The sequence below is a fragment of the Streptomyces sp. NPDC051133 genome, from assembly GCF_040682635.1.
GTDB lineage: Bacteria > Actinomycetota > Actinomycetes > Streptomycetales > Streptomycetaceae > Streptomyces.
In genome coordinates, this window is record NZ_JBFBBK010000015.1 from 126,326 (window position 1) to 150,768 (window position 24,443).

17 protein-coding genes are annotated in these 24,443 nt (G+C 68.2%); 13 read left to right on the forward strand and 4 right to left on the reverse strand.

Features of this window, described 5'->3' with window-relative positions; translation table 11 throughout:
• Window positions 1-307: 307 nt before the first annotated feature.
• The gene (locus AB0N17_RS17775; protein WP_366012238.1) at window positions 308-1,279 is read right to left on the reverse strand and encodes an O-antigen polymerase; all 972 of its coding nucleotides are present in this window, start codon (window positions 1,277-1,279) and stop codon (window positions 308-310) included.
• Window positions 1,280-1,650: 371 nt separating this feature from the next.
• Here AB0N17_RS17775 and lnt point away from each other — a divergent pair, with 371 nt between their 5' ends.
• From lnt to AB0N17_RS17795, 4 genes are all read left to right on the forward strand, one after another.
• Window positions 1,651-3,261 carry an apolipoprotein N-acyltransferase gene (gene lnt / locus AB0N17_RS17780; protein WP_366012239.1) on the forward strand — a complete coding sequence of 537 codons (1,611 nt, stop codon included), beginning with the start codon at window positions 1,651-1,653 and terminating at the stop codon, window positions 3,259-3,261.
• A gap of 114 nt (window positions 3,262-3,375) precedes the next feature.
• A complete protein-coding gene (locus AB0N17_RS17785) occupies window positions 3,376-3,855 on the forward strand; it encodes an NUDIX domain-containing protein (protein WP_366012240.1) in 480 nt (159 codons plus the stop codon).
• 54 nt (window positions 3,856-3,909) lie between these two features.
• Complete coding sequence (locus AB0N17_RS17790) at window positions 3,910-4,719, forward strand: 3-hydroxybutyrate dehydrogenase (protein WP_366012241.1); 810 nt, start codon at window positions 3,910-3,912, stop codon at window positions 4,717-4,719.
• Between the two features lie 77 nt (window positions 4,720-4,796).
• Window positions 4,797-6,749 carry a helix-turn-helix domain-containing protein gene (locus AB0N17_RS17795; RefSeq protein ID WP_366012242.1) on the forward strand — a complete coding sequence of 651 codons (1,953 nt, stop codon included), beginning with the start codon at window positions 4,797-4,799 and terminating at the stop codon, window positions 6,747-6,749.
• A gap of 45 nt (window positions 6,750-6,794) precedes the next feature.
• Here the strand turns inward: AB0N17_RS17795 and AB0N17_RS17800 are convergent, their stop codons facing one another.
• The gene (locus tag AB0N17_RS17800) at window positions 6,795-8,174 is read right to left on the reverse strand and encodes an MFS transporter (protein WP_366012243.1); all 1,380 of its coding nucleotides are present in this window, start codon (window positions 8,172-8,174) and stop codon (window positions 6,795-6,797) included.
• Between the two features lie 1,327 nt (window positions 8,175-9,501).
• On the opposite strand from AB0N17_RS17800, the gene AB0N17_RS17805 reads away from it, so the two are divergent.
• On the forward strand, window positions 9,502-10,674 hold the full coding sequence (locus tag AB0N17_RS17805; RefSeq protein WP_366012245.1) for a hypothetical protein: 1,173 nt from the start codon (window positions 9,502-9,504) through the stop codon (window positions 10,672-10,674).
• 505 nt (window positions 10,675-11,179) lie between these two features.
• Here AB0N17_RS17805 and AB0N17_RS17810 read toward each other — a convergent pair.
• Both AB0N17_RS17810 and AB0N17_RS17815 read right to left on the reverse strand, forming a co-directional pair.
• Window positions 11,180-11,371 carry a hypothetical protein gene (locus AB0N17_RS17810; RefSeq protein WP_366012246.1) on the reverse strand — a complete coding sequence of 64 codons (192 nt, stop codon included), beginning with the start codon at window positions 11,369-11,371 and terminating at the stop codon, window positions 11,180-11,182.
• 438 nt (window positions 11,372-11,809) lie between these two features.
• Entirely contained in the window at window positions 11,810-12,940 is a 1,131-nt protein-coding gene (locus AB0N17_RS17815) for a hypothetical protein (RefSeq protein WP_366012247.1), read from the reverse strand.
• Between the two features lie 333 nt (window positions 12,941-13,273).
• On the opposite strand from AB0N17_RS17815, the gene AB0N17_RS17820 reads away from it, so the two are divergent.
• The 8 genes from AB0N17_RS17820 (at window position 13,274) to AB0N17_RS17855 (ending at window position 23,963) form a co-directional block, all read left to right on the forward strand.
• Window positions 13,274-13,759: a transposase gene (locus AB0N17_RS17820; protein WP_366012248.1), complete on the forward strand. Its 486-nt coding sequence runs from the start codon at window positions 13,274-13,276 to the stop codon at window positions 13,757-13,759.
• A gap of 66 nt (window positions 13,760-13,825) precedes the next feature.
• Window positions 13,826-14,173 carry a tyrosine-type recombinase/integrase gene (locus AB0N17_RS17825; protein WP_366012294.1) on the forward strand — a complete coding sequence of 116 codons (348 nt, stop codon included), beginning with the start codon at window positions 13,826-13,828 and terminating at the stop codon, window positions 14,171-14,173.
• A 476-nt stretch (window positions 14,174-14,649) separates the two neighbouring features.
• Window positions 14,650-18,630, forward strand: a complete 3,981-nt coding sequence (locus tag AB0N17_RS17830) for a P-loop NTPase fold protein (protein WP_366012249.1) — start codon at window positions 14,650-14,652, stop codon at window positions 18,628-18,630.
• A 371-nt stretch (window positions 18,631-19,001) separates the two neighbouring features.
• Window positions 19,002-19,496, forward strand: a complete 495-nt coding sequence (locus AB0N17_RS17835) for a Pycsar system effector family protein (protein ID WP_366012251.1) — start codon at window positions 19,002-19,004, stop codon at window positions 19,494-19,496.
• Window positions 19,497-19,516: 20 nt separating this feature from the next.
• Window positions 19,517-20,221 carry a Crp/Fnr family transcriptional regulator gene (locus tag AB0N17_RS17840; protein WP_366012252.1) on the forward strand — a complete coding sequence of 235 codons (705 nt, stop codon included), beginning with the start codon at window positions 19,517-19,519 and terminating at the stop codon, window positions 20,219-20,221.
• A gap of 111 nt (window positions 20,222-20,332) precedes the next feature.
• A complete protein-coding gene (locus tag AB0N17_RS17845; protein ID WP_366012253.1) occupies window positions 20,333-21,118 on the forward strand; it encodes a hypothetical protein in 786 nt (261 codons plus the stop codon).
• Window positions 21,118-23,175 (forward strand): hypothetical protein, encoded by a 2,058-nt coding sequence (locus AB0N17_RS17850; protein WP_366012254.1) that lies wholly within the window; start codon window positions 21,118-21,120, stop codon window positions 23,173-23,175. The genes AB0N17_RS17845 and AB0N17_RS17850 overlap by 1 nt, the downstream gene beginning before the upstream one ends.
• Window positions 23,172-23,963, forward strand: coding sequence for a hypothetical protein (locus AB0N17_RS17855; protein ID WP_366012255.1), 792 nt, complete (start codon window positions 23,172-23,174; stop codon window positions 23,961-23,963). The genes AB0N17_RS17850 and AB0N17_RS17855 overlap by 4 nt, the downstream gene beginning before the upstream one ends.
• Window positions 23,964-24,443: the final 480 nt, after the last annotated feature.

The window sequence follows — 24,443 nt, forward strand, 5'->3', positions numbered from 1 at the left end:
GGTCCTCGTCCCCGGCCGTCCCGCCGGTCCTCGTCCACCCGGCCGTCCCGCCGGTCCTCGTCCACCCGGCCGTCCCGCCGGTCCTCGTCCACCCGGCCGTCCCGCCGGTCCCCGTCCACCCGGCCGTCCCGCCGGTCCCCGTCCACCCGGCCGTTCCGCCGGTCCCCGTCCACCCGGCCGTTCCGCCGGTCCTCGTCCGTCCGCCCCGCCCCGCCGGTCCCCGCCCGTCCGCCCCCTCCGCCAGTCCCCGTCCGCCCCCTCACCAGGTCGCGCTCGACGCGCCCGCCCCGCGGGCGTCCTGGGGCGATCAGGGCTCCGGGCTGCCGCCGACGCGCGTCCACGGGCGGGCCGTCGCCCAGCCGGCGAGCAGTCCCGCGCCCGCCGTCACCGTCGTGAAGCTCAGCGCGTCGCCCACCGACGCGAGCGCGGCCAGCGCGGTCAGGGCGGCGCCCGCGGTGAGGGCGACCGGAGTCGGGCGGGGCGTGCGCCACAGCGCGTGCAGGACCCAGCAGAACGCGGCGACGAGCAGGGCCACGCCGACCAGTCCCTGCTCCGCCGCCTGCTGCAGCAGGGCGGAGTGCGGTTTGCCGTCGGACAGCGGCATCTGCGATGTCGCACGGCTCAGCTCGCCGAACCGGCCCGGGCCGACCCCCAGCCCGCTCTCCCGGCCGGCCAGTCGCAGCGCGTCCTGCCACAGCTGGACGCGGTGCGGCCCGAACCGGTCACCGAGCACTCCGGTGAGCCCGTCGGGCAGTACGCCGGCGGCGGCCGCCAGGGTCGCGCCCGCCACCAGGGCCGTCACCACGGCCATGCCCGCGAGCCACACGCCCCGGCGGGGCTTCGAGCCGGCGGCGAGTGAGCACAGCAGGACGGCGGCGCCGGCCACGCAACCGGCCGTCGACCCCAGCACGGCCCCCGTCAGCGCGATCCCGCCGGCCCCGGCCCGCAGGCATAGCCGCAGGGCCGGTACCGGCGTCGCCCAGGCGGCACAGCACGCGGCGCCGGTTGCCAGCGCCAGCAGGGCGGCCGTGGCCCCGGCGTGCCCGAGCGGGGCGGCGTAACGGGGCCCTCGGGACAGCTCCGGCAGTGTCACGGCGAGGACCAGCCCGACGACCGCGCCGGCCGAGGGCGCGGCGACCGGCAGCAGTGCCCCGGAGACCCGGCCCGTGGCATGGCCGGCGGTCACCGCGAGCACTGCGAGCAGCAGGCCCTCGGGCCGTCCGTCGTGGGCCGCCGCGGTGATCAGCGACCACCCGGCGCAGGCCCCGAGCAGGATCATGCCCGCCCCGTCGGAAACGTTTCTTCTGACGCCGTGCGCGTCCGCACCCCCACGATTGCCGATACCGCCGATACCGTTCGTGCCGTCCGCACCGGCCGCACCGGCCGCGGACCTCGTCCCCGTCGACCCCACCTGCTCGCCCCTCGCACCCGGTCCCCCGACCTGTGGCAGGCCAAGGCGGTGCGCCGGGTCCGGCCGCACTGCCGAGGCTGGGCACACCGTAACGGCCGACGAGCGGTTCGGGGACGAGGTACGGCAAAAACAGCGTGCCGGGCATCAGCGGCATGACCGCATCGACCTGGGTTTCAGGGCGAGGTAAGGACACCGGCCGAGCTGTCGGCGGCCGGCTCGGCGGCCGTACACTCACCCGGGTGACCGTCACCGCAACCTCCGTCGACCAGCCGGATCAGCTCCAGCCGTCCCCCGCCTCCGGCGTGCGCGGCGGCCGGCTGCTGCGCCTGGTCCCGGCCGTCGTCTCCGCCCTCTGCGGAGTGCTGCTGTACGTCAGCTTCCCGCCCCGCCCCTTGTGGTGGCTGGCCCTGCCCGCCTTCGCGGGTTTCGGCTGGGTGCTGCGCGGCCGTGGCTGGAAGGCGGCCCTCGGCCTCGGCTACCTCTTCGGGCTCGGCTTCCTGCTGCCGCTGCTGGTGTGGACCGGCGTGGAGGTGGGTCCGGGTCCCTGGCTGGCCCTGGTCGCCATCGAGGCGGTCTTCGTGGCCCTGGTCGGCGTCGGCGTCGCCGCGGTCTCGCGGTTGCCGGCCTGGCCGCTGTGGGCCGCCGCCCTCTGGATCGCGGGCGAGGCCGTACGCGCGCGCGTGCCGTTCCGCGGCTTCCCCTGGGGCAAGATCGCGTTCGGCCAGGCGGACGGCGTCTTCCTGCCGCTCGCCGCGGTCGGTGGCACGCCCGTGCTCGGCTTCGGCGTGGTCCTGTGCGGCTTCGGGCTGTACGAGGCCGGCCGGCTGCTCGCCGAACGGCGCCGTACCCGGTCCCTGCGGCGCGGTGCGGCGGCCGTCGCGCTGCTGAGCGTGGCCGTCCCGGTGGCGGGCGCGTTCGCGGCCCGCTCCCTGGTCAGCGACAAGGCCGAGGACGGCACCGCGACCGTGGCGGTCATCCAGGGCAACGTGCCCCGCTCCGGTCTGGAGTTCAGCGCCCAGCGGCGGGCCGTGCTCGACTACCACGTGCGCGAGACCCTCAAGCTCGCCGCCGACATCAAGGCGGGCAAGGCGCCGAGGCCCGACTACGTGCTGTGGCCGGAGAACTCCTCCGACATCGACCCCTTCACGCAGCGGGACGCCGCCGCCGTCATCGAGGGCGCCGCCCGGGCGGTCGGCGTGCCCATCTCGGTCGGCGCTGTCGTCGAGAAGGACGGCCGACTGCTCAACGAGCAGATCCTCTGGGACCCGGTCAAGGGACCGACGCAGACCTACGACAAGCGGCAGATCCAGCCGTTCGGCGAGTACCTTCCGCTGCGCGGGCTCGTCGGCGCCGTCAACAAGGACTGGACCGGCATGGTCCGGCAGGACTTCAGCCGCGGTGACAAGCCGGGCGTCTTCGACATCGACGGCGCCAAGGTGGGGCTCGCCACCTGCTACGAGGCCGCGTTCGACTGGGCCGTACGGGACACCGTCACGCACGGCGCGCAGATGATCTCCGTACCGAGCAACAACGCGACCTTCGACCGCAGCGAGATGACCTACCAGCAGCTGGCCATGTCCCGCATCCGCGCCGTCGAGCACAGCCGGACCGTGACCGTGCCGGTGACCAGCGGCGTCAGCGCCGTGATCATGCCGGACGGGAAGATCACCCAGAGGACCGGCATGTTCGTGCCCGCCTACCTCGTCCAGAAGGTCCCGCTGCGCACGTCCACGACCCCCGCGACCGACCTGGGCATCCTCCCGGAGATGGCTTTGGTGCTGGTCGCGGCGGGCGGGATCGGCTGGGCGATCGGCTCCGGCCTGCGCGCCCGGCGGGCGGCCGACGCCTAGGTCCTTCCTTCGGATCAGGCCGGTTCCGGCCGACGGCACTTTCCGGCCCCGCGACCCCCGGCAAGATCCGGAGGAGAGGGCCTGGCGGGGTCCACCGGCCGTTAGGGTCGGCGTATGGCTACTCCTGAATTCATCCGCACCATCAGAGCCACCGCGGGTCATCAGCTGCTGTGGCTTCCCGGGGTCAGCGCGGTCGTCCTCGACGACGACGGCAGGGTGCTGCTCGGGCAGCGCTCCGACAACCGCAGGTGGGCGGTGCTCTCCGGCATCCCCGACCCCGGCGAGCAGCCCGCGGCGGCGGCCGTGCGCGAGGTGTACGAGGAGACCGCCGTACGGTGCGTCGCCGAGCGGGTCGTCTCGGTGCGGGCCCTGGACCAGGTGACCTTCGGCAACGGTGACGTCTGCCAGTTCATGGACGTCACCTTCCGCTGCCGGGCCGTCGGCGGTGAGGCGCGGGTGAACGACGACGAGTCCCTGCAGGTCGGCTGGTTCGAGGTGGACGCGCTGCCGCCCTTGGACGAGCGCCAGCTGTTCCGGATCAAGCAGGCACTGTCCGATGAACCCACATGGTTCGAGCCCACGACGTTTGGCTGAACTATGGGGTGTGCCCACATGTGGGCTCAGGGGGCCGCTGCTTAGGGTCGAGGCATGACCTCGCCCAGCACCCTGTCCGGCCCGCCCGCTCCTCCCCTCGACCTCGGCGGCCGTACCGCTCTGGTCACCGGCGCCGCCAGCGGCATCGGCCGGGCCTGCGCGCTGCGGCTCGCCGCCGCCGGGGCCGAGGTCCGGGCCGTCGACCGGGACGCGGCCGGCCTGGCCGAGCTGGCCCAGCAGGCGAAGCGCGCCGGCGACCTCACGGGCACCGTCGTACCGCACGTCCTGGACCTCACCGACCTCGACGCCGCCGAGAGCGCCGCGGCCGACACCGACGTGCTGGTCAACAACGCCGGGCTGCAACTCGTCCGCCCGCTGGAGGAGTTCCCGCCCGATGTCTTCCACACCGTGCTGACCGTGATGCTGGAGGCGCCGTTCCGGCTGATCCGCGGGGCGCTCCCGCACATGTACGCGCAACGCTGGGGCCGGATCGTCAATGTGTCCTCCGTCCACGGGCTGCGCGCCTCTGCCTTCAAGTCGGCCTATGTGGCCGCCAAACACGGTCTGGAGGGACTGTCCAAGACGGCCGCCCTGGAGGGCGCCGCCCATGGCGTGACCTCGAACTGTGTGAACCCCGCCTATGTGCGCACGCCCCTGGTGGAGAAGCAGATCGCCGACCAGGCACAGGCGCACGGCATCCCCGAGGAACGCGTCCTCTCCGAGGTCCTGCTCAAGGACAGCGCGGTCCAGCGGCTCATCGAACCGGAGGAGGTCGCCGAGGCGGTGGCCTACCTCTGCAGCCCGCACGCCTCCTTCGTCACCGGGACCTCGCTGGTCCTCGACGGCGGGTGGACGGCCCACTGAAACCGGCGTACGGCCCCGGCCCCGGGAGTTGTCCACAGGCCTGCCGGGCCGGGCCGCCGATGCGGAATCCTGTGACCATGTCTCGCGATCACGTCCAGCAGGCCGGGCCACCCGGCACCGACGCCGCCCCCCGGCCGGCCGGCAGCAGTGCCGAGGCCCCGTACCTCGAGCTGCTGGCCCGGGACGCCTCCGTGGAGGCCTACGAGCAGCCGGTGCTGCTCGCCCGCGCCGAGGGCCGCCCCGCCGACCGGATCGCCGCGCTGGACCACGCCAGGCTGCTCGCCCTGCGCGTCCGCGCCGAACTGGAAGGGCGCAGACGACGCGAGGCGGAGCTGTCCGCGCTCTTCGAGACCGCCCACGACCTGGCCGGCCTGCGCGACCTGGACGCCGTCCTGCCGGCCATCGTGCAGCGCGCCCGCTCGCTGCTCGGCACGGACGTCGCCTACCTCACCCTGAACGACCCGCCGCGCGGCGACACCTACATGCGGGTCACGGAGGGCTCCGTCTCCGCCCGCTTCCAGCAGCTGCGCCTCGGCATGGGCGAAGGACTCGGCGGACTGGTCGCCCAGACGACACGGCCGTACGTGACGGACGACTACTTCAAGGACGCCCGCTTCCAGCACACCCTCACCATCGACGCGGGCGTCCGGGACGAGGGCCTGGTCGCCATCCTCGGCGTCCCCCTGATGCTCGGCCCGAACGTCATCGGCGTCCTCTTCGCCGCCGACCGCAGGGCCCGTGTCTTCGAACGCGCGCAGATCGCCCTGCTCGGCTCGTTCGCCGCGCTCGCCGCGGCCGCGATCGACACCGCCAACCTGCTCACCGAGACCCGCGCGGCCCTGGCCGGGCTGGAGCGCGCCAACGAGATCATCCGGGACGGCAGCGCCGTCATCGAGCGCGCCTCCGACGTCCACGACCGGCTCGCCGAGCTCGTCCTGCGCGGCGGCGGAGTGCACGACGTGGCCGCCGCCGTCGCCGAAGTCCTCGAAGGCACCGTCGAGTTCACCGAGGCCGACACGGCACCGCCCGAGGCGCTGGAGGCGTCCCGCGCCGAGGGGCACGCCGTACGGCACGGCAGCGACTGGATCGCCGCGGTGGCCGCCGGCGGGGAACTCCTCGGCGCGCTGGTCCTGCGCGGGCACCCCGGCCTCGACCCGGTCGACCAGCGCACCCTGGAGCGGGCGGCGATGGTCACCTCGCTGCTCCTGCTCGCCCGTCGCTCCGCCGCCGAGGCCGAGCAGCGCGTGCGGGGCGAGCTGCTCGACGACCTCCTGGACGCCCGCGACCGGGATCCCCGCCTGCTGCGCGAGCGCGCCGCGCGACTGCACGCCGACCTGGACGCCACCCAGGTCGTGCTCGCCGCACGCCTGGACGGCCCGGCGGCCGACGCCGACGAGGAGGCCGCGGCCCGCCGTCGCCTGTGGTCGGCCGCGTCCCACCTCGCCGCGACCCGGCACGGCCTGGCCGCCGCACGCGACGGCGGCACCGTCCTGCTGCTGCCGCTCGCCGCCGGCGACACCGCCACCGAGGTGGCCCGCCGCACCGCCCGCCACCTGGGCACGGCCGTCCACCAGCCCGTCACCGTGGGCGCCTCGGCCCCGGTCACCGGCCTCACCACCCACCCCGAGACCGTCATCGCCGCCTACGCCGAGGGCCGCCGCTGTCTGGAGGCACTGCACCTGCTGGGCCGCGCCGGGGACGGTGCGGCGGCCGAGGACTTCGGCTTCCTCGGCCTGCTCCTGGCGGGCGAACGGGACGTCGCCGGCTTCGTCGACCGCACCGTCGGCCCGGTGGTGTCGTACGACGAGCGGCGCGGCACGGAACTGCTGCACACCCTGGACGCCTACTTCGCCTGCGGGATGAGCCCGGCCCGCACCAAGGACGCGCTGCACGTCCACGTCAACACGGTCGCCCAGCGGCTGGAGCGGGTGGGCCGTCTGCTCGGCCAGGACTGGCAGGCCCCGGGCCGCGCACTGGAGATCCAGCTCGCCCTGCGGCTGCACAGGCTGGCGGCACCGGGACGCCACTGACCGGCCCCCGCACGGAGGCCGGTCGATACCGCTCGGACCTACGGGTCACACGGCCCGGGCCCGGGTGGCGGGACTCGCGGCGGAGGCCTCGCCGTCCTCGGCCTCGACCTGGGCGAGATCCCGGTGCCGCGTCTCGCGCGACACGGCCACCGCGACCAGGGTGAGGACGGCCGCGGCGATCACGTACAGGGCGATCGGGGTGGAGCTGTCGTAGTCGTCGAGCAGCGCGGTGGCGATGAGAGGTGCGGGCGCACCGGCGGCCACGGAGGCGAACTGGGCGCCGATGGACGCGCCCGAGTAGCGCATCCGGGTGGCGAACATCTCGGCGAAGAAGGCGGCCTGGGGTGCGTACATGGCGCCGTGCAGCACCAGTCCCACGGTCACGGCCAGGATCAGGTACCCGAACGAACCGGTGTCCACGAGCGAGAAGAACGGGAACATCCACAGTCCGATCCCGGCCGCGCCGAACAGGTACACGGGCCGCCGTCCGACCCGGTCGGACAGCGCGCCCCAGGCCGGGATGACGGCGAAGTGGACGGCGGAGCCGATGAGCACGGCGTTGAGCGCGGTCTGCTTGGAGACTCCGGCCGACGTGGTGGCGTAGACGAGGATGAAGGCGGTGATGACGTAGTAGCTGATGTTCTCCGCCATCCGGGCGCCCATCGCCACGAGCACCTCCCGCCAGTGGTGGCGCAGCACGGAGACGAGCGGCAGCTTCTCCGGGTCGTCCGCCCGCCGCGACTCGGCCCGCTCCAACGCCTCCTTGAACACGGGCGATTCGTCGACGGACAGCCGGATCCACAGACCGACCATGACGAGCACCCCGGAGAGCAGGAACGGAATCCGCCAGCCCCAGCTGCCGAAGGCGTCGTCGGAGAGCACGGCGGTCAGCAGGGACAGCACACCGGTCGCGAGCAACTGCCCCGCCGGCGCGCCGGTCTGCGGCCACGACGCCCAGAAACCGCGCCGCCGCGCGTCTCCGTGCTCCGACACCAGCAGAACGGCGCCGCCCCACTCGCCGCCGAGGGCGAACCCCTGGATGAGCCGCAGCGTGGTGAGCAGCACGGGCGCGGCCGCGCCGACGCTCGCATGGGTCGGCAACAGCCCGATGGCGAAGGTCGCTCCGCCCATCAGGACCAGGCTCAGCACCAGCAGCTTCTTCCGCCCCAGCCGGTCACCGTAGTGCCCGAACACCAGGGCCCCCAGCGGCCGGGCCGCGAAGCCGACGGCATACGTCAGGAACGACAGCAGCGTTCCGACGAGCGGGTCGGAGTCCGGGAAGAACAGCTTGTTGAACACCAGCGCGGCGGCGGAGCCGTACAGGAAGAAGTCGTACCACTCGATGGTGGTGCCGATGAGGCTCGCGGCGACGATACGGGGGAGGCCGGCGGGGGGCGGGGGAGCGGGTGGTGCCTGGGATGCCATGTGCGCCACTTCCTCGTGTGCGGTGGGGACGGGTACGTGTCGGCACACCGTAGGAAGATGCAGGTCAGGGGCACATGTGGTGGGGCAACATAGTTTGGGGGTTGGCTATGCGTGTGGCCACTATGTCGACTCGCGGAGGCGCGCTTCAGGAGCTCGAAGAAGGTCGAAATGAGCGCCGTCCGGGACGCGTAGTTCGAGGGGATTTGACAGTGCGGTGCTGACTCCCGTGCTGGTTTGGTGCTGACTAAAAGCCCATGTCATCACCCGTCTTCACCTATCCCGTGCTGACTTGGTGCTGACTACGCTCCGTCTAACTCGGACAACTGGGGTTGATCGGCTCAGAGGCGTTGCACGGTGGGTTACCGGACTGAGAGACCAGATCCGACCGCGCTGCTCAGTCTCTGCGCGCACGGGCACGGGCGAGGCGCTGTGGCGGGCCCCGGGGCTTGTTCGTCCCAGCAGGTTCTTCGTCTGCTGGTGGTACACGCCTGACCTCGCTCCTGACCTGCGACAAAGAGCGGGAACATCGAGTGTCAGGCTGAGTCGGTCCGCACCTGGTCCGGATCTTGATGAGTGGTACGTGGTGCTAGCCAGTGGGCCGCGGTACCACATGGCACAGGTTGTAAGGGCCGTCCATTAGGGTCCAGGGCAGTCCATGACGGGCACGTAATGCCAGGTCAGGACCACCTGGCCCAGGGGAGTCGATGCAGTCGGTGATAGGCGTGTGAGAGCGGCGTTCGACGAGAGCCCCGCCGACGCGGCCCGGCGGATTTGCGACGCAGCGCGTTGCAGCGTCTGGCGTTGGCGCGTTGCACTCGGCCGTCCTCTCTCGTAGCACCCGAAGCAAGGATGCGGTGACGACAAGCGTCGTACGGTCGATGCGCAGCACGTGACCTCGGAACTCCCCACGACGAATCAAGCCGTCCTGTTGGCTTCTGTAAATCATCGGCTTGCTCCGACTGGGGTGCTGCGTAGATGGGGACGTGATACGACGGCGCTCTGTCGGCTTGCTCCGGCGGGATGTCGCCGTGTAGTTGATCAAGACGGAATTGGGACTTGTATGGGGGCGCCGCGTCCCCGTGGCCAGCGAGGTGATGGTCAACGCGGTGGGGGGTAGGGCGCCCGCCGGTCTTGGTCCGAGCACTCGCGACTCTCGCACCTGTGCCTCCGTTGGAGGCCAAAGCGGACTGTGGCACTTCCTCAGGTGGGGCACCTCAACAGGGGCCCGGAAGGGTGAGAACGGCTGACTCGGTTGAGCCCTGCGGTCGTCGGGACGCAGTGGAAATGGAGTGAGAGTGGCCGGCGGAGCGACCTACGATCGTCTGTCATGGGTGTATACGCGAGCCGGAATCGGACGGATGCGGCGCCGAAGCGGGCGGCCGAGCCACAGGCCGAGTTCTTCGAGAGGGTCGCCGGTCCGTTCTGGGACCAGGTTCGGGATGTGATCAACGAATGGTGGTCGCGCTTTCCGGACAGGGCTCGCCCCGGCCTGCTCAGCCGGCTGCGGGACCGAAACTGCGACACGAATGTCTACTCTGCGCTCTGGGAGTTGTACCTGCACGCGATGTTGCTCGGTTCCGGTTGCAGCGTGGAGGTCGAGCGGCAGACGGGAACGGGTGGCTATAAGCCCGACTTCCTGGTTACGCGCGGCAACGAGCAGTTCGTCGTGGAGGCGATCTGGAAGGCTCAGAAGCGTGACGCTGGGTCTTACTCGCTCCCACCGCAGTTGAGCGATTCCATCGATCGCTTGTCGAGTCCGAACTTCTTCGTTGCGTGCGAACTGCACAGTGCCGGTACGGCAACGCCGCCGCAGAGACGGCTGACGTCCGGGCTGACGCGATGGCTTGCAAGCTTGGACCCTGACCAGGTCATCGCCGACCATGAGCGCAACGTGCCGCTTCCCAGTCACACTTGGCAAGAGGCTGGCTGGTGCCTCACCTTTCAAGCGATCCCCCGCAGCCCAGGAAAGCGTGGCAATCCATCCAGCAGGACAATCGGCGTGTACCCCTCGGCATGGGTGGTCGAGGACGGATCGGAGCGAGTGCTCGACGCCGTCACACACAAGGGTGGGAAGTATGGTGACCTGGAGCTGCCATTCATCGTGGCGGTAGGCCGTGCAGCCGACTTCCCCGAAGATGAGGACATCGAGAGAGCGCTGTACGGGAGTACGGTCGAGTACGCCTACGACCGCGGATCGGCCTTCAGTCGAAAGCCCGATGGCTACTGGACTGCCACCTACGACCATGCCCACAGCCGTGTCAGCGGCGTGCTCGTCGTGAACAACCCGGCACCCTGGACCTGGACGAAAAACACTCCCGTTCTCTGGCGAAGTCCGGATCCTGGCTCGCTTCCTGCTCCAGTCTTTCCTACCTGGGCAACCGCGCAACTGGCTGGGATCCAGGTCGAGCGCCAGCCCGCGATTCGCTCCGTCCACACCGCTCTCGGTCTGCCGGAACGCTGGCCGACCGGCGACGCCTTCCCGCGGAGTGACCCGACATGACGGCAGCGGGACCGTCAGCCTCGACAGCGGCACCCCGGTGAGCTGACCACTGGGAGTCGGATGTGGCTTCCGGACGGTTTCTCGCCCGCCGGGCCGCGCCTTAGGCTGCGACCGCTCCGAAACCTGGCGATCTCTTGGAGAGTGTGCAGGATGAATGAGCTCTCATGACCGCACTGGCGGCAGCAGCGTTGGTCGTGTCCGGGGGCAGCACCACCGCCTCCGCTTACGACGCCTCGCCGCGAACCACGCACGGTCCCTGCCAGTACACCCAGACACCGAACGAGCCGGCGGCGCGGTCGGTTCCCCTGCCGCCCGACCCGCGGCACACCCCCAGTCACGGCACGGTCGACATGACCGCCGACCCGCCAGCTGGCCTGGTAAAACACGCGTCCCAGGACGATGTGAAGCTCGCCAGAAACCTAGGGTGCGGGGTACAACGCCCGATATGAAACAGCGCCCAGCCGGGCAGCTGGGCGCCGCCATCAGCTGCGTGGACTCTCCGGAGCTACGCGGCGAGTAGGCCGATAACCGTCAGCGCGACACTCGCAACCGAGATAAATGCTGCACCTCCCCCACCCCAGCAGGCGAGAGGGCTTGCCCCGAGCTGTGCCGCGAACAGTCCCGTGACGATGCCGACAAGCGCGGAGAACAGAATGGCCACAATTACCCACATGGCCATGTCGTGCGAGCCGCTCAACGAGATTTCCTTCCGGTTCAGGAAGGGCGGCCAGGAGAGCGGAAGGGCAGGCTCAACCGAGCCGCCCTGTGCTAAGGGTGGCTTCGCATCGCCCTTGTCCAAAAGTGCGGGCGATGGGTTGAGCACTGCTGGCCGACTCAGCAAAAACTCAGCAATCTGCCTTGGGTTCCCTAGCCTCAGGATCGCGCTGTCCTCAGCGTCCTGCCGGGTTGGTTGCCGCGGTAGATCAGCGTATCTATCAGGCTCTGCGAGGTCGCATGTCGGCGCGACTGACCAGGCTCTGGCGCTGAAGCTCTCAACCTCCAAGCGCAGTAAGGAGTTTAGCACCGGCTATGAGCACCCGTGACCGATGTCTCTAGTCTCGTGCGGACTCTCTTCGGGAAGCCCCAGCTCAAGGTCTGCCCATCCACTCCGGTCAGGGGCTGGCTGTTAGTTCTTTCAGTCGAGGTCTCGTGACGCGATCAGCCGGTTGGTGAGTTCCACCGTGGCGAGGTACCACCAGAAGATCCAGTCGAGGAACGCTTCGTCGTAGTCGCCGCGCTGGTCGGCCCTGCGGTGGCGCAGGTCGTAGCGGTTGGCGATCTCGAACAGCGCCCCTTCGTCGGGCTTGCCGACCTGCTCTTTGATCAGGGTGCGGCGTTCTTCGAGGATGCCCGCGAGGGTGACGATCGCCGATCGCTTGCTCTCGGCTGATGTGCCGCGTCCCCGGAAGAGGGCGATGGCGTGGCGGATCCGGGTGGCGATGTCTGGGACGCTGTCGTTGAGGGTGCGGTGCACCAGCGTGCTGCGGGCGTCGTCCGTGACGGCGACCAGGCGCCCGAGGTCTTCTCCTTCGGCGGCGAGTTCGTACTCGATGCCGGCCTCGCGCAGCAGCTGGTTGACCTTCCACCGGTACAGGACGCGTGCCGGGCCGTTGTGGAACTCCGAGTGGTGCCATCCGCAGCCGCTATAGGAGTGGTAGCGCCGCATGCGGGGGCGGCTCACCAGGTCGTGGAACACCTCGATCAGCCCGTAGAAGGTGTCTGCGTTCCACGTCTCCGGTGTCAGAGGCCACAGATCGGGGATGCCTAGACGCCTGTCGATCACCTCGGAAGCGTCGGGCAGCTCGCTGTGATCGTCGACGCATTCCTCGCTGAACACCTCAACCAGGTAGCCGCTGTCGGCGAACTCGCCGACGAGCCGCGCAAAGTCACGCCGGGTGTCCCGCGCGGTACTGCCGTCGTGGGCGGGACCGTTGCCACGGCGCTGCGGCCAGTACGGCCGGGGGGCGGCCGCGTGCCTGAGCTCGGACGCCCGGTTAATGAGCTCCGCAAACCAGTCGTGCTGGTCCATCACGGCCCGTTTGGTGCCCCAGCCGGTGACAGTGGTTGACCAGGGATCGACTGTTGGCGCGGTGTGGTTGGGCAGGTCTTCAAAGTCAGCGACTGCGGTTGTGCCGACTAGGGCCTCCGTCATCAGCCATTTTGCCCGGTCCTGCCAGGAATTCGTGGATCGGAGAATGCGCTCGCCCTCGGACACGAACAGCGATGTGGGCCAGAGGAGTTCGTAGTTGCTCAAGTCCAGACTCACCGCTACATCATCGCCCATCAGGGTGTGTCCCAGCCCCGAGTGATGAGTTGCCGTCTAAGTCCCGGATGAGCTCCTAGAACTGCGGACACCCGACGGCATGCCACTTCCTGGCAAGGACCTCCCTTTCGACGGTCCGGTGCACAGCGCCTGGATGTTGAAACTCGCCAAGGACTCCGCGGTCAAGGCCCGTACCCAGGCGATCAACCAGCTCAAAGCCGTCCTGGTCATCACCGACCCCGTCCTTCGGGAACAGCTGTCAGCCTGGGCAACCGCGAGCTGTTCCGCACCTGCGCGCGCCTCGGCCTACCCGGCGGTGGGGGAGACGAGGACGCGGTGGCCCAGGCCACCCACTTGACGTTGCGCATGCTCGCCGAGCGCATTGAGCAGCTCACTGGGCAGATCGATGAGCTGAACCAGCGCCTGACCCGGCTCGTCGAACGCCACGCCCCCCAGCTGCTCGTACCGGTGGGCATCGGCCCGGACAGCGCCGTCACTCTCCTGATCACCATGGGAGACAACCCCGAGCGACTGAACACCGAGGCATCGTTTGCTGCCCTTTGCGGAGTCAGCCCCATCGAGTACTCCTCCGGCCGGCGGAACACGCGCCGGCTCAACCACGGCGGCGACCGCCAGGCGAACGCAGCCCTGCACCGCATGGTCTTCACCCGCCTGCGCCACGACCCCCGTACCCAGGCGTACTACGAACGCCGCACCCAGGAGGGCAAGACACGACGCGAGATCATCCGATGCCTCAAGCGATATGCCGCCCGAGAGGTCTTCAACCTGGTCAGACCGGTTTCCCTCGCCCCCGCGCTATAGGGGCGTCCGCGAAATCCGCACGTCCGGCTGTATGGCACCTTTCGCGTAGAGGAGGGTGTCAACCGCCTGGAGGGGGACTACCTCTTCTCCAACGTCGGGCGCACCAACATCCTCATGTACTCCCTCGTGGACCGGCTGTGGCGTAATGCGAAGAAGGCGGCGGGCATCTCGCGGAGGATCACCACGCACTGGCTCCGGCACTTCTTTGCCTCGGCGGGCCTGTCGAAGGGCGTTCCGGTGACAGACATGGCTGAGTGGCTGGGGCATCGCGACCCGAGGATCACCCACCAGACCTACGCGCACGTGATGCCTGACGCTCCGGAGCGTCTGAGGTCTCTTATGGATGCTGTCTTCACGATGCAGACCGAGCTCAACTTGCCCCTTGAGTTCGAGGCAGTGGTCGAGGCGGCCTGACGCGATTGGGAACGCGTGGTGTCCGCAGCCAGATGTATGGCTGCGGACACCACGCGTTGGCTTGGCTGCGTCCGGACCTGCTGTCAGGTAAGTCACCGCCACTGCCACATGCAAGCTACGGTGAACGAGGATTCTTGGTACCTGTGTCAGGTCCTCGGGCAGAGGGCATCTCCTCGTTTCCCGCCAAACATCAGTCTTCCCCTGTCCGTTTGGCGATTCTGCTTGGACCCCCGAGCAGTGTATATGGGTAGGTGGTAGAAGCCTGATCGTGCTGTGCAAATCAGCATCAGGTGATCGCCCCGGGCGGTGTGGGATGGCTGCTGGGGAGGGGACGTGGTGGTCGTGGCCGCTCACCGGCCTACAGAGCACGGACCGGACGGGGGGTCCGGCTGCGCACGGTTTCGGTCTGGTTGTCAGTGGTGACCCATATCATCTGCTCACCCGTGTGGAGCAGGTTCGGAGTGGGGCGGTACGACATGGCACGACGACGTCCGTGGATCATCGAAGACAGCGCGATCACCTCACCCGAACAAGATCGTTTTGATCACCTATCGGTGAGCCGTGAACTACTCGATATTGTCCGCGGCTCCACGCAGCCGCTCGCTGTCGGGCTGCTCGGGCCGTTCGGCAGTGGTAAGTCCTCCGTCGTCCGTCTCCTCGCAGATGAGCTGAGAGACGACAAGAAGTGGGCGATCCTTCACTTGAGCGCTGAGCGGCACACCGGTTCAGCCCGCGCGAGGGGCCTGCTGTATGGGCTGCTTGACGAAGCCGTGCGGCAGAAGCTCATCACAGTCGAGCAGTGGGAATCCGAACGGGCATGTCTGGATGGGGGCCGGCAACGCACCGCGCCGCGCCCAACCGGGAAGTCTGCCAAGCCGGGGCGCGCACGGTGGTTCACCTACCCCCTGGCTGGCGGCGCGGCACTGGCGTGGCTTCTTGCGTCCCTGGTCACGATTTGGCTACTGGGCGCGATCGTCGTGGTGGCCAGCCACCTATGCGGTCTCGGAGCTGCCGTATCAGCCTGGGCATGGTTTGCGGCTCCGGGAGCTGCACCGCTGACAACGGCCCTGTCGGGCACCGCTGTCGTGGCCTACGTTCTCGGGACTGCCAAGGACGGCGCGCTGTCCGCGCTGAAGAAGCACGAAATTACCCTCACGACACCGCGCCCGGATTCCACGGACGACCTGGAGCAGGTTTTTTCCGGGCTGATTGACGCCATTGATAGACGGCTGGTCATTGCTATCGATGACATCGACCGTCTGGCCGCAAGTGAAGTCCTCGAAGCCATCACTACCATCCGCAGCCTCCTGCTCACCGGCACGTATCACAAGCAGCCACCTGTGTTCCTGCTGTCTTGCGACGAGGACATCGTTCGAGAGGCGATCGTTGGAGTGCGTCCGGGTCTAGCGCACCGGCCTGTCTCCCAGTCCGGGGGACAGCGTCTTCCCGCCAGGGCCGCTGAACGCAAGGCGACGGAAGAGGCAGCGCAGGAGTACTTGAATAAGCTGTTCACCGTCCGGCTTGTGCTACCTGCCCACCATGACGCAGACCTCCGGCAGTATCTCGAGCAACTCTTGAGCCATCCCGAGCCGCACGAACTGGTGGCCCGCCTGGGTGGCATATCGGCCTTGCGTGACGTACTTGAAACCTTGATCCACCCGGACGTCCGTGATCCCCGGCACGCTATTCGCCTGCTCAATGCCTTCCTGACCGACTTCGGCCTCGCCATCCGACGCGAGCAAGGAGACGGCACGCCCGCATGGATCGCCCCCGGCGAAGTCACTGGCCACCCCATCACCCTGGCCCGGCTGACTGTGCTGCGGCACGACTACCGGGCTCTGTATGACGAGATTCGTGCCGAGCACGACCTACTTGCCCTCCTGGACGACGCCCTGCTCGATGCGCCCAGCGCCCTGCGCGATCCGCTTGTCGCTCCTTACACCGTCACGTCAGAGGAGGTCAGCTCGGACGACGGATCCGAGGACGATGCGGAGGTCCTGCCCCGTCTGGATACTGCGACCCACCCCGGATTGCACTACCTACGCGCCACGGCCTTCCGAGCTCGGCTCGGACGCCCCGCACACCTGACACCACTCCTCACTCTGGGCTCCACCCCCGCCAGTCGTGCTCTCGGCAGCGACCAGGCCGCGGCTGTCAAGCGTGAACTCTTCCAACGCGACGCCGACGCCTTCCGGGAACGCCTCAAGGCCACCGACATGCGCGCACGCGTGCTGCTTGCTGCCACCCATGCCTTGGAATCAGCGCGCCCTGGCCAGGACCTCGACAACACGATGGCAGCGACCGTGCAAGCTCTCGCGAACACGCCCGGCCTCGCGAATCACCTCAGCGCCGGCGACGATCCCGTGAGCCGCGCTCTGCTCAATCTGACCGACCGCATCGCCAGCCGCCGGGTCGAGGCCCGAGCCGTCGGGGCACATCACCTCATCGGCATCCTCGACCTCATGCCGCCCGCTCACCTTCCCTCCCTCTACGGCAGTCTCAGCACTGCCCCAGCACCGGTGCCTGGAGGTACCTCCGCGGCAGAACAGCCGGCGTTCGCCTGGGCTCAGGCGCTGATTCGCCTTCCCGCCGACAAGCATGGTCGGCAATTGCGGCCCGCCCTGGAAAAGCACTTCCGTACCCTCACCCGCACTGGCGGGCCAGGGGAGTTGAAGGCATGGCTCGTGGAGCATGCCGAAGCATCCGCAGCACAGCGCGACCTGTGGCCGCCGGACGCTTACCACGCTCTCCTCGCGATGGCCGCCCGAGCCGGGGATACCACCGCCATGGCCCAGGTACGCCAGGCCGTCGATGAGGCAGCCGACCACCACCACTGGCAGCGACCAGTCATCCGCGGCGTCCTGGCATGGCTGTCCGCCGACGACGAGGCACTGCGTTCTCAGGCAGTGGACCTCCTGTGCCAGCGCACGATACCCGACGACGAGTGGGGCCGTGCCACCGCCTCGGAAGCGGCAAGCGATGCCACACTTGCCACGGAACTCCTCGGCCAAGCGGCCGCTTTCCTCATCGACGACGACGATGCCGCAAGTGCAGAGAAGACCGTTGTTCTTCTCCACGACTGGTTGCGGATTCTCGGTGACCGCACCGTCCCCGACGGTCGCCAGGTCAGTGCCGTCGTCGCCGAGGCCCTGGCTCAGACCGCGCACACATGTCAACAGCTCGCCGTGGCGGCAGCCGGCATACTCCCCGACCTCCAGCAGCAGGACGCAGCAGCCTGCGTCGTGGCCATCGCTGGCCATGTCGGAGAAGTGCCCCTGACAGACCCTTCAGTAGCCGACGCACTCGCGGAGGCTCTTCTCACCTTCATGCGGATCACGACCAATGATCCGGCAGCCCAAGATGCAGCCCGCTCCTGTCAGGTGACCCTGACGGCCCACTTGACTAGCGACGATGCTCAAGGCTCCTTCGCGCGTCGACACCTTGCCGCAGTCATGACCACCGACGCGGGCCAAGAAGCGGGTCCCTCGCTGATCGACGAATTCAACACCGTCCTCGCACAGCACCACGTTCCGCTCAGCTCGGATCTCTTCTCTAGCCTCCACGTATTGCTCAGTGACCCGCCCACGAGAGCCGCTCGGCTCGGCCAGGTACTGCAGCACCTGTACAACCGGATGAGTACACAGCCGCCCCAGAACGCGGGCTTCGCTGCCCACTACGTTGCGGGCCAAACCGTCAACACGCAATGGCTCGTATGGATCGCCCAGCACTGGGCCTCCATCCCTCACCACGAGCGTTCACTCGCCATGGCCGCAGCACACCGACCGGACCTCTCTCAGAGCAACGGACTGCCCGACCTGCTTGCCCAGCATCTCTTGGAGACGGACGAAGCAGAACCGTGGAAGGACGCCGCAGCGCTCTGGAACGCAATCACCCCAGAACGCCAAGCGGCCCTGCTAGTGGCCGCGAACGGCCGGTGCCCCGACCTGGCCGATCAAGCAGCCCAAGCATCAACAGACATCCTCATCACAGCACTCAACACAGCAAGCGCCAAGGAGTTGCCGGAGCTACTTACCCTCATCTCGAACAGCCCGCAGGCTTCCCGAACCATTGCGGACTACCTCGACGACACGATCGGGGCCCGTGACTGGAACGAAACAGACTCGGTGCTTATCGCTACTGCCTGCCCAGATACTGCGCCGCTCTGGAAAGTCCTCCTGACTGCCCTTTCAAGGGGTCGAGAGACGATCGAGCGTGTCGGCCCGCTCATCTCTGCGCTCCTCACGCACAGGCCCGACAGTGCTCCTCACAATCTCGTAGACGAGATCGCTCCAGTGCTTCGTGAGGCGGCCGTCGCCAATGCCACGACACTCGGCTACGCCGTTCGGCCTGTACCTGACGTCGCCAAGGCGCTGCGGCGCACCCTGCATGGACATAGCAAGACCCTTGCGGAGAAGGAACGCACCAGTGCCTTCAAGCGGGCGGCTGGCATCCGATGACGGTCGAGGCTGTGACCGGCTGCGGACTTCTGTGGATCGGTCGTGGCACGTTCCGACGCCTGCATCGGACGTGTTCGGTAGGCGACGGCCTCCGCTAGCGGCCCTGATGGGCCCCGGCCTCCGAAGGCTGCATGACGGCGGTGCTGTGGCGCCTTGCCGCGTAGCTCCGGCCCTCGCGACGAACGACGGCGCCCAGAGGAATGGCTGGGCGTCGTGTACCGAGTGGTCGCCTCCTTTCTCATGACACGAGAATGTGAGGGTGTCCGTTCTCAGCCAAACTGTCGTAAGTGGGTTTCCCGCCTGGTTGCTGTGCCCAGGCTTCACCCCTGGACCGGGGAGTTAGCGCCTGGTGGACAGCTGGGGGTGGCTTGATGGCGGTTGAGCCGACGGAGACCGCGTGGCGTATTCAGGCAGCAGTCGCTGATTGGACAGCCAAGGCTGATTCGAAGGCATCGTTTGCACTGACGATGGAATCGACAGCGCTGGCTGTCTTGGGACTGCTGTCGAGTTCCAAGTTGAGTACAGGTGGTCTCAGCTCCACTCTGGCGCGGGTGTTGTTGTGGATTGGTGCCCTGCTCATGGTGGGCGGAGTCGGCTGTGCGGCCTGGGCAATCTCCCCGAACCTTCGCAAGGAACGGCGAGGGCCCGAGGTCGACGACGACTTCCTGTACTTCGGACACGTCCGGCACTTGGACCCAGAGGTGCTGGAAGCGGCGCTTCGGGTCAAGGATCCACTGCCTTCATTGTCCCGGCAGGTGGTTGTGATGAGCGAGATCGCCTGGAACAAGCACCGTCGGGTGCAGTGGTCGCTGATGTTGGCGGTCGCCGGATGTGCCGCCTTTGGCCTGGCCACCGTAGTCGGATGACAGGCCAGGAGGGTGCTGCCATGAACTTCCGCTCCCTGGTATCCACCGACGTGTGGCGTGACTTGATCGATCGTGGGCGTCGACGGACCTATCCATCCAACTCCGTGCTCCTTGCGCAGGGTGAGTCCCCCGGCTCCGTGATCGCACTGGTCGATGGCTTGGTAAAGGTCGTGCAGAGCAACGAAAACGGCGACGCACTGACACTGATGCTGCGTGGGCCAGGCGAGGTCCTTGGGGAGATGGGCGCCTTACTCGGCCGTCCACGTTCAGCCACTGTCACAGCGGCACGCCGCTGTACCGGATTCGTGCTGCCTGCTCATGCTTTCCGGGGTTATGTGGAGCGGCATCGGCTGGAACCGGTCATTTACCAGTTGACCGTCGAACGGCTGAACAGCCATGAGCGCCTGCGGGCCGATCTGGTGCACCTGCCCCCTACGGGACGCATGGCCCGCGTCGTGAGCCACCTCGCGGACGAAGTCGGCCACCCACAGGGGGCGGCCGGACTGCTCGTGGAACTGGGTATGCCCCGTGCGGAGCTGGCAACGATGGCCGCGATGCGTCGCTCGTCGGCACTCGTGGCCCTGGGGCAACTCCAGTCGGCCGGAATTCTCACACTCGGCCGTCGCCGCTTGACCATCACCGATGTAGTCCGGCTGAGGGCGGCCGCCCGGGGCGAAGAGATCGCCGACGCCGAACGCCGCGAGAACACGTCACCTGCGATGTGACCTCCCGCACGTCCGTACCGTCCAACGCTGGACCGTCTTGTCCCTGCTTCTCCACGAGGGTGGCGTTCGCCGCGAGGTGCGGCGAAACACTCGCGACGAGAGGAGCGGAACGTGTTGCCTTCATGGGAGCCGTTGTGGCCCTACCGAGCTGTCCTGGCCGTCGACGCCAGAAACTTCAGCGCGCTGGACAGCAAGGGCATGCAGCAGGTGAACGCCGACATCCCGCCGTTGCTGGCGCAGGCGCTCAGTGCCAGCAACGTCAGCGCTCACTGGGAGCGACGGACGTTCGGCCAGCACACCGGCGACGGATACGTCGCCGGCATGGATCCGGAAGTCCTGCCCGCGCTGGTGGGGTGCTTCCCCGATGCCCTCAGGACGGCACTGGCACGCCGACGTGCCGAGGCCCCGGCGGGCCCGCCCCTGCAACTGAGGGTCAGCATTCACATCGGCCCGCTGCCTAACAGCGGATTGGGCGTGCCGATGGTGCACACCCACCGACTCCTGGACGACGACGCGCTGCGGTCCGTCCTGAACCGAGCGAACCCGGAGATCACCAACACCGTCGTGATCATCTCGCAGCGCGTGTACGAGGACGTCTTCGAAAGCGGCTGCCTCAACGGCGACGTTCTACCGAGCCAGTACACCCGTCACTTGGCGAAGGTGAAAAAGTTCCAGCAACCGGCCTGGATTCACATCCCCGGTTTCGACTGGAGGCTCGCCAACCCGGACATCTTCGAACCGGTTGATGCGGCTGAGGAGGCCGTGGCGCAACCGGAGGCGCCTGCGCCCGTAGCGCCAGCACGGGCGGCTGACCCGGTGCCGGGCACGGTGAACTTCAGTCACTACGGCAAGGACGGCATCCAGGCCGTCAACAACTACGGTGGGCGAGGGCAGTGATGAGTGAACACGAGCTGCCCCACGACGGCGTCGAACACGGCGGGTCGCCGGCAGAGCGCCCCGAGCTTGGACTACAGCAACCTACGACACTCCCCTCACTTCCTGCGGAACATGAGCCCAAGGCGGAACCGGAGCCTGCGCCGGTATACCTCACCCACTACGGCGAAAAGGGCCTGCAGGCGTACAACCTGCACTTGAACGGTGATCAAGTCATCCCGATTCCCATCACCGAGAGCGACCCCGCGTTCAAGGCAAGCCAGGACCACCGGTTCATCCCGCCGCGCAACGCGGACGTATGGGCCTCGGGCGCCAAGCAGCTACACGAGTACGGCATCATCGTGCTCTGCGCAGCCTCAGGCACGGGCCGACGAACGGCGGCCATACGCCTGCTGCGCACGGCGACGGACAGCTCGCTTCCTCTGTTCGACCTTGAGCCGGAATGGTCTAGCCCCAAGGTTCAGCCGCTCCCCGCACTGGCCGCACAGGGGTACATCCTGGACCTCTCCGATCTGCCCGAAGAGCCGGCTGGCCGGCTGGGCGCCGATCTCGTCCAGCACGGAGAGGCACTGCGCAAGAACGGCTCCTTCCTCGTCGTACTGGCCACTCCGACCGACTGGTACGGCAACTGGAGCGAACCCACGCTTCCCTTCACCGTCCGCTTGGAGTCTCCCGACGCCAAGGCCCTCGTCTCGGCCGAACTCAGGGCGCACCAGCGGGCCGAACGCGTGGCCTGGCTGGACGCATCGGAGCTCACGGACATCTGGCTCGCCAACCCCTCCGCGCGCGAGGCCCGCCGCCTGGCCGGCCTCCTGATCGAGGCACCCGACAGCGAGCAGCTCAAGCCGCTCATCGACCAGTTCGGGGACTGGCACACAGAAGTCGAGCGACTGCTCAACAAAGACAGGGTGAAGGAGAGCGACCCACCGCTGCTGGCCACCCGGGTCATGGTCTGGGCCGGTGCCCTGTTGCACGGGGGACAGCGAAGCTCTGTCATCAAGGCAGCCGATGAACTCCTGATCCAACTCGGTATCACTCGCTCCCCCTTCAACGTCCTCACCGATGCCACCACATCCAATCGCCTGGCGGCCGCGAAGATCGATGCCGACGGCGATCGGGCGTATCACGATCGCAGCAAGCAGGGCTTGCCGGCAGCCATCCTGCGCCACCTGTGGGACGAATTCCCTACACAGAACGATCTGCTGCGTAAATGGGCGGTCGGGGTGGCCGCAGACCGGACGATTCCGGATGAGGACGCCCGTCTCGTCGCCGCAGCATTGTTGCGACTTGCGGTGGACCGTCATGACCGAGTCATCCTTGATGGACTGGCGAATGATCTCAAGGGCCCTCGACGAACCCTGGCCGTCCAGGCCCTGACAGAGGCCGCCGACAATGCCGAATTCGGTCGTTACATCAGGGACCGTCTGCGCACGTGGATGGATGCCAGGAACCCCTCGGACAGCAAGATCGAACTTGTGATCGAGATCTGCGGCGGCCCCTGGGGAATCCAGCAACCAGCCCTCGCTCTGACACGACTGGGAAAGGCGGCAGGGCATGCGGAATTCGGGTCAACAACCTTGACCAACGCTTTCCGAGAGCTCGCTCGGCGCCGGCCGGACGACGTACGCAAGGCCGTCGCCCAGTGGCTCGCGGACGCGGAGCGCCGGGAGGACGACGCGAGACTACGCCGCCAGACACTGGGAGCCTTCCTGGCCCTGGTCTCCAGCGACGAAGGCACCGACCTGATCCTGGAAGACGCGCACACTCTCAAAGTCCGACCGCGCGCAGTAAATGCCTGGCAGAAGTTGCTGTCGACCGACGACGCCGTACGGGCGGTCGACGCACAACTGAAGCACTGGCAGGAGCGCTTCCAGAACGATCCCGACCGCCGGGAAGTCGTGCTGGACCTGCTCGCCGACATCTTCACCCCGCCCAGCCGCCGCTCCGGCCTCGATCGGCTCATGGTGACCGAGGAGTCGGCCATCCATCCCTTCTGGCGGGAGGTCTTGGAGCAGGCTGTCCTTCGCTATGGGGCGTCCAGGGAGGCGTCGTCCTCTTGACAGTGAACGGCCCCGGCCCGTGGTGGAGAGGTCGGCGCAGTCGGATCCGCTCCCAGTGGCCAACTCGCCTGCCCGGTATCCGCTTCTGTGCCCGCGGCACACTCACCTATCAGGCTCCTGCCGATTTGAAGGTCGGCTGCTCAGCCGTCGCGCGGGCCACCGCGCGCCTGGCCTTGGACGATCTCGGACGAGACATCACGAGCGATCACTTGCCGGAAGAGCTCGACGCTGCGCAGGAGCAGCTCACAATGGCAGTCGCTCGGTGGCGCACGGTCGACGACGCTCCCGGTCTGTGGCTGAAGGCGCGCATCAACCTGATGCTCGGCGAACAGGACACGGCTCGGGCCCAGGGATATCAGGACGCCCTCCGCGTGGTCACGCTGCAACTCGCGCAGGAGCACGAACGCAGGGATCTGTTCCGCCGAATGGTCTTGGATCGGCCCGACGCCACGCGAATCTGGTGGCTCGAACGCCACCTGGACGATCTGGGCACCCTCGACTGGAACGTGTTCAATGAGAAAGTCCTGCCGCTCGTCGACATGGCTGACGACACACAAGCCACGACGGAACGTATAGCCCGAGCCCTCCTGTACGTCTGGCAGAAACTGGGCGACGACCCGGGGCAGCACGCTCGCTTCGTCACCACTGCCCGCGCCGTTCTGGATCAGATGGGGTGGGAGGACGCTCCGTGGGCGGAGTCAGATGAGGCGGTAGGCGCTGCCCCACCTGACAGCAGGCATGACGGTGGAAAGCCAGCCCGGGTCGCCGAGATGGGCGCGGACCGATGAGGCTAGCCGCTCTGCGCTGGGTGCTTGACCCGGCAACCAGCCTCCTTGCATTGCGGCTGCGCGCTCAGGAACGCGGCCGCATGTCCTACGACGCGGCCTGGCGGCTTGCCCGGGTGACACGTCACCCCGACGAAATGGTGTACCGACACCACGGACATCTCGCCGAAGACTTGCGCGACGAGCACCGGTGAGCAGATGAGAGGGGCGCTACACACCAGCGGCGCGACACGGGATGTCTCAGCCGTGACCGCCTCACGGGGCCTGCTCACATCGGCGCCGCTGGCTTGTGTACCGCTCCCGACGGGGCGGGGAATGGTCCCCCCGCGAGTCGGGACGTTGACTACAGTCTGTGAGATCCGCTGGTCGTCCAACAGGCCCTCGCTGATGCTGCGTCGAGCCCTCGATTGCTGCCCACCCAGCACCGTTGAGTTCCCGTGCTGGTTCCGTGCTGACTTTGAGGCCGCTGGGGTGGCATATCCG

What these genes read in the sequence shown, in the direction of transcription:
- AB0N17_RS17835 (WP_366012251.1), top strand. Translation starts at nt 19,002, where the DNA reads ATGGCGGTTGAGCCGACGGAGACCGCGTGGCGTATTCAGGCAGCAGTC.
- AB0N17_RS17800 (WP_366012243.1), bottom strand. Translation starts at nt 8,174, where the DNA reads ATGGCATCCCAGGCACCACCCGCTCCCCCGCCCCCCGCCGGCCTCCCC.
- AB0N17_RS17790 (WP_366012241.1), top strand. Translation starts at nt 3,910, where the DNA reads ATGACCTCGCCCAGCACCCTGTCCGGCCCGCCCGCTCCTCCCCTCGAC.
- AB0N17_RS17805 (WP_366012245.1), top strand. Translation starts at nt 9,502, where the DNA reads ATGGGTGTATACGCGAGCCGGAATCGGACGGATGCGGCGCCGAAGCGG.
- AB0N17_RS17795 (WP_366012242.1), top strand. Translation starts at nt 4,797, where the DNA reads ATGTCTCGCGATCACGTCCAGCAGGCCGGGCCACCCGGCACCGACGCC.
- AB0N17_RS17775 (WP_366012238.1), bottom strand. Translation starts at nt 1,279, where the DNA reads ATGATCCTGCTCGGGGCCTGCGCCGGGTGGTCGCTGATCACCGCGGCG.
- AB0N17_RS17850 (WP_366012254.1), top strand. Translation starts at nt 21,118, where the DNA reads ATGAGTGAACACGAGCTGCCCCACGACGGCGTCGAACACGGCGGGTCG.
- AB0N17_RS17840 (WP_366012252.1), top strand. Translation starts at nt 19,517, where the DNA reads ATGAACTTCCGCTCCCTGGTATCCACCGACGTGTGGCGTGACTTGATC.
- AB0N17_RS17785 (WP_366012240.1), top strand. Translation starts at nt 3,376, where the DNA reads ATGGCTACTCCTGAATTCATCCGCACCATCAGAGCCACCGCGGGTCAT.
- AB0N17_RS17830 (WP_366012249.1), top strand. Translation starts at nt 14,650, where the DNA reads ATGGCACGACGACGTCCGTGGATCATCGAAGACAGCGCGATCACCTCA.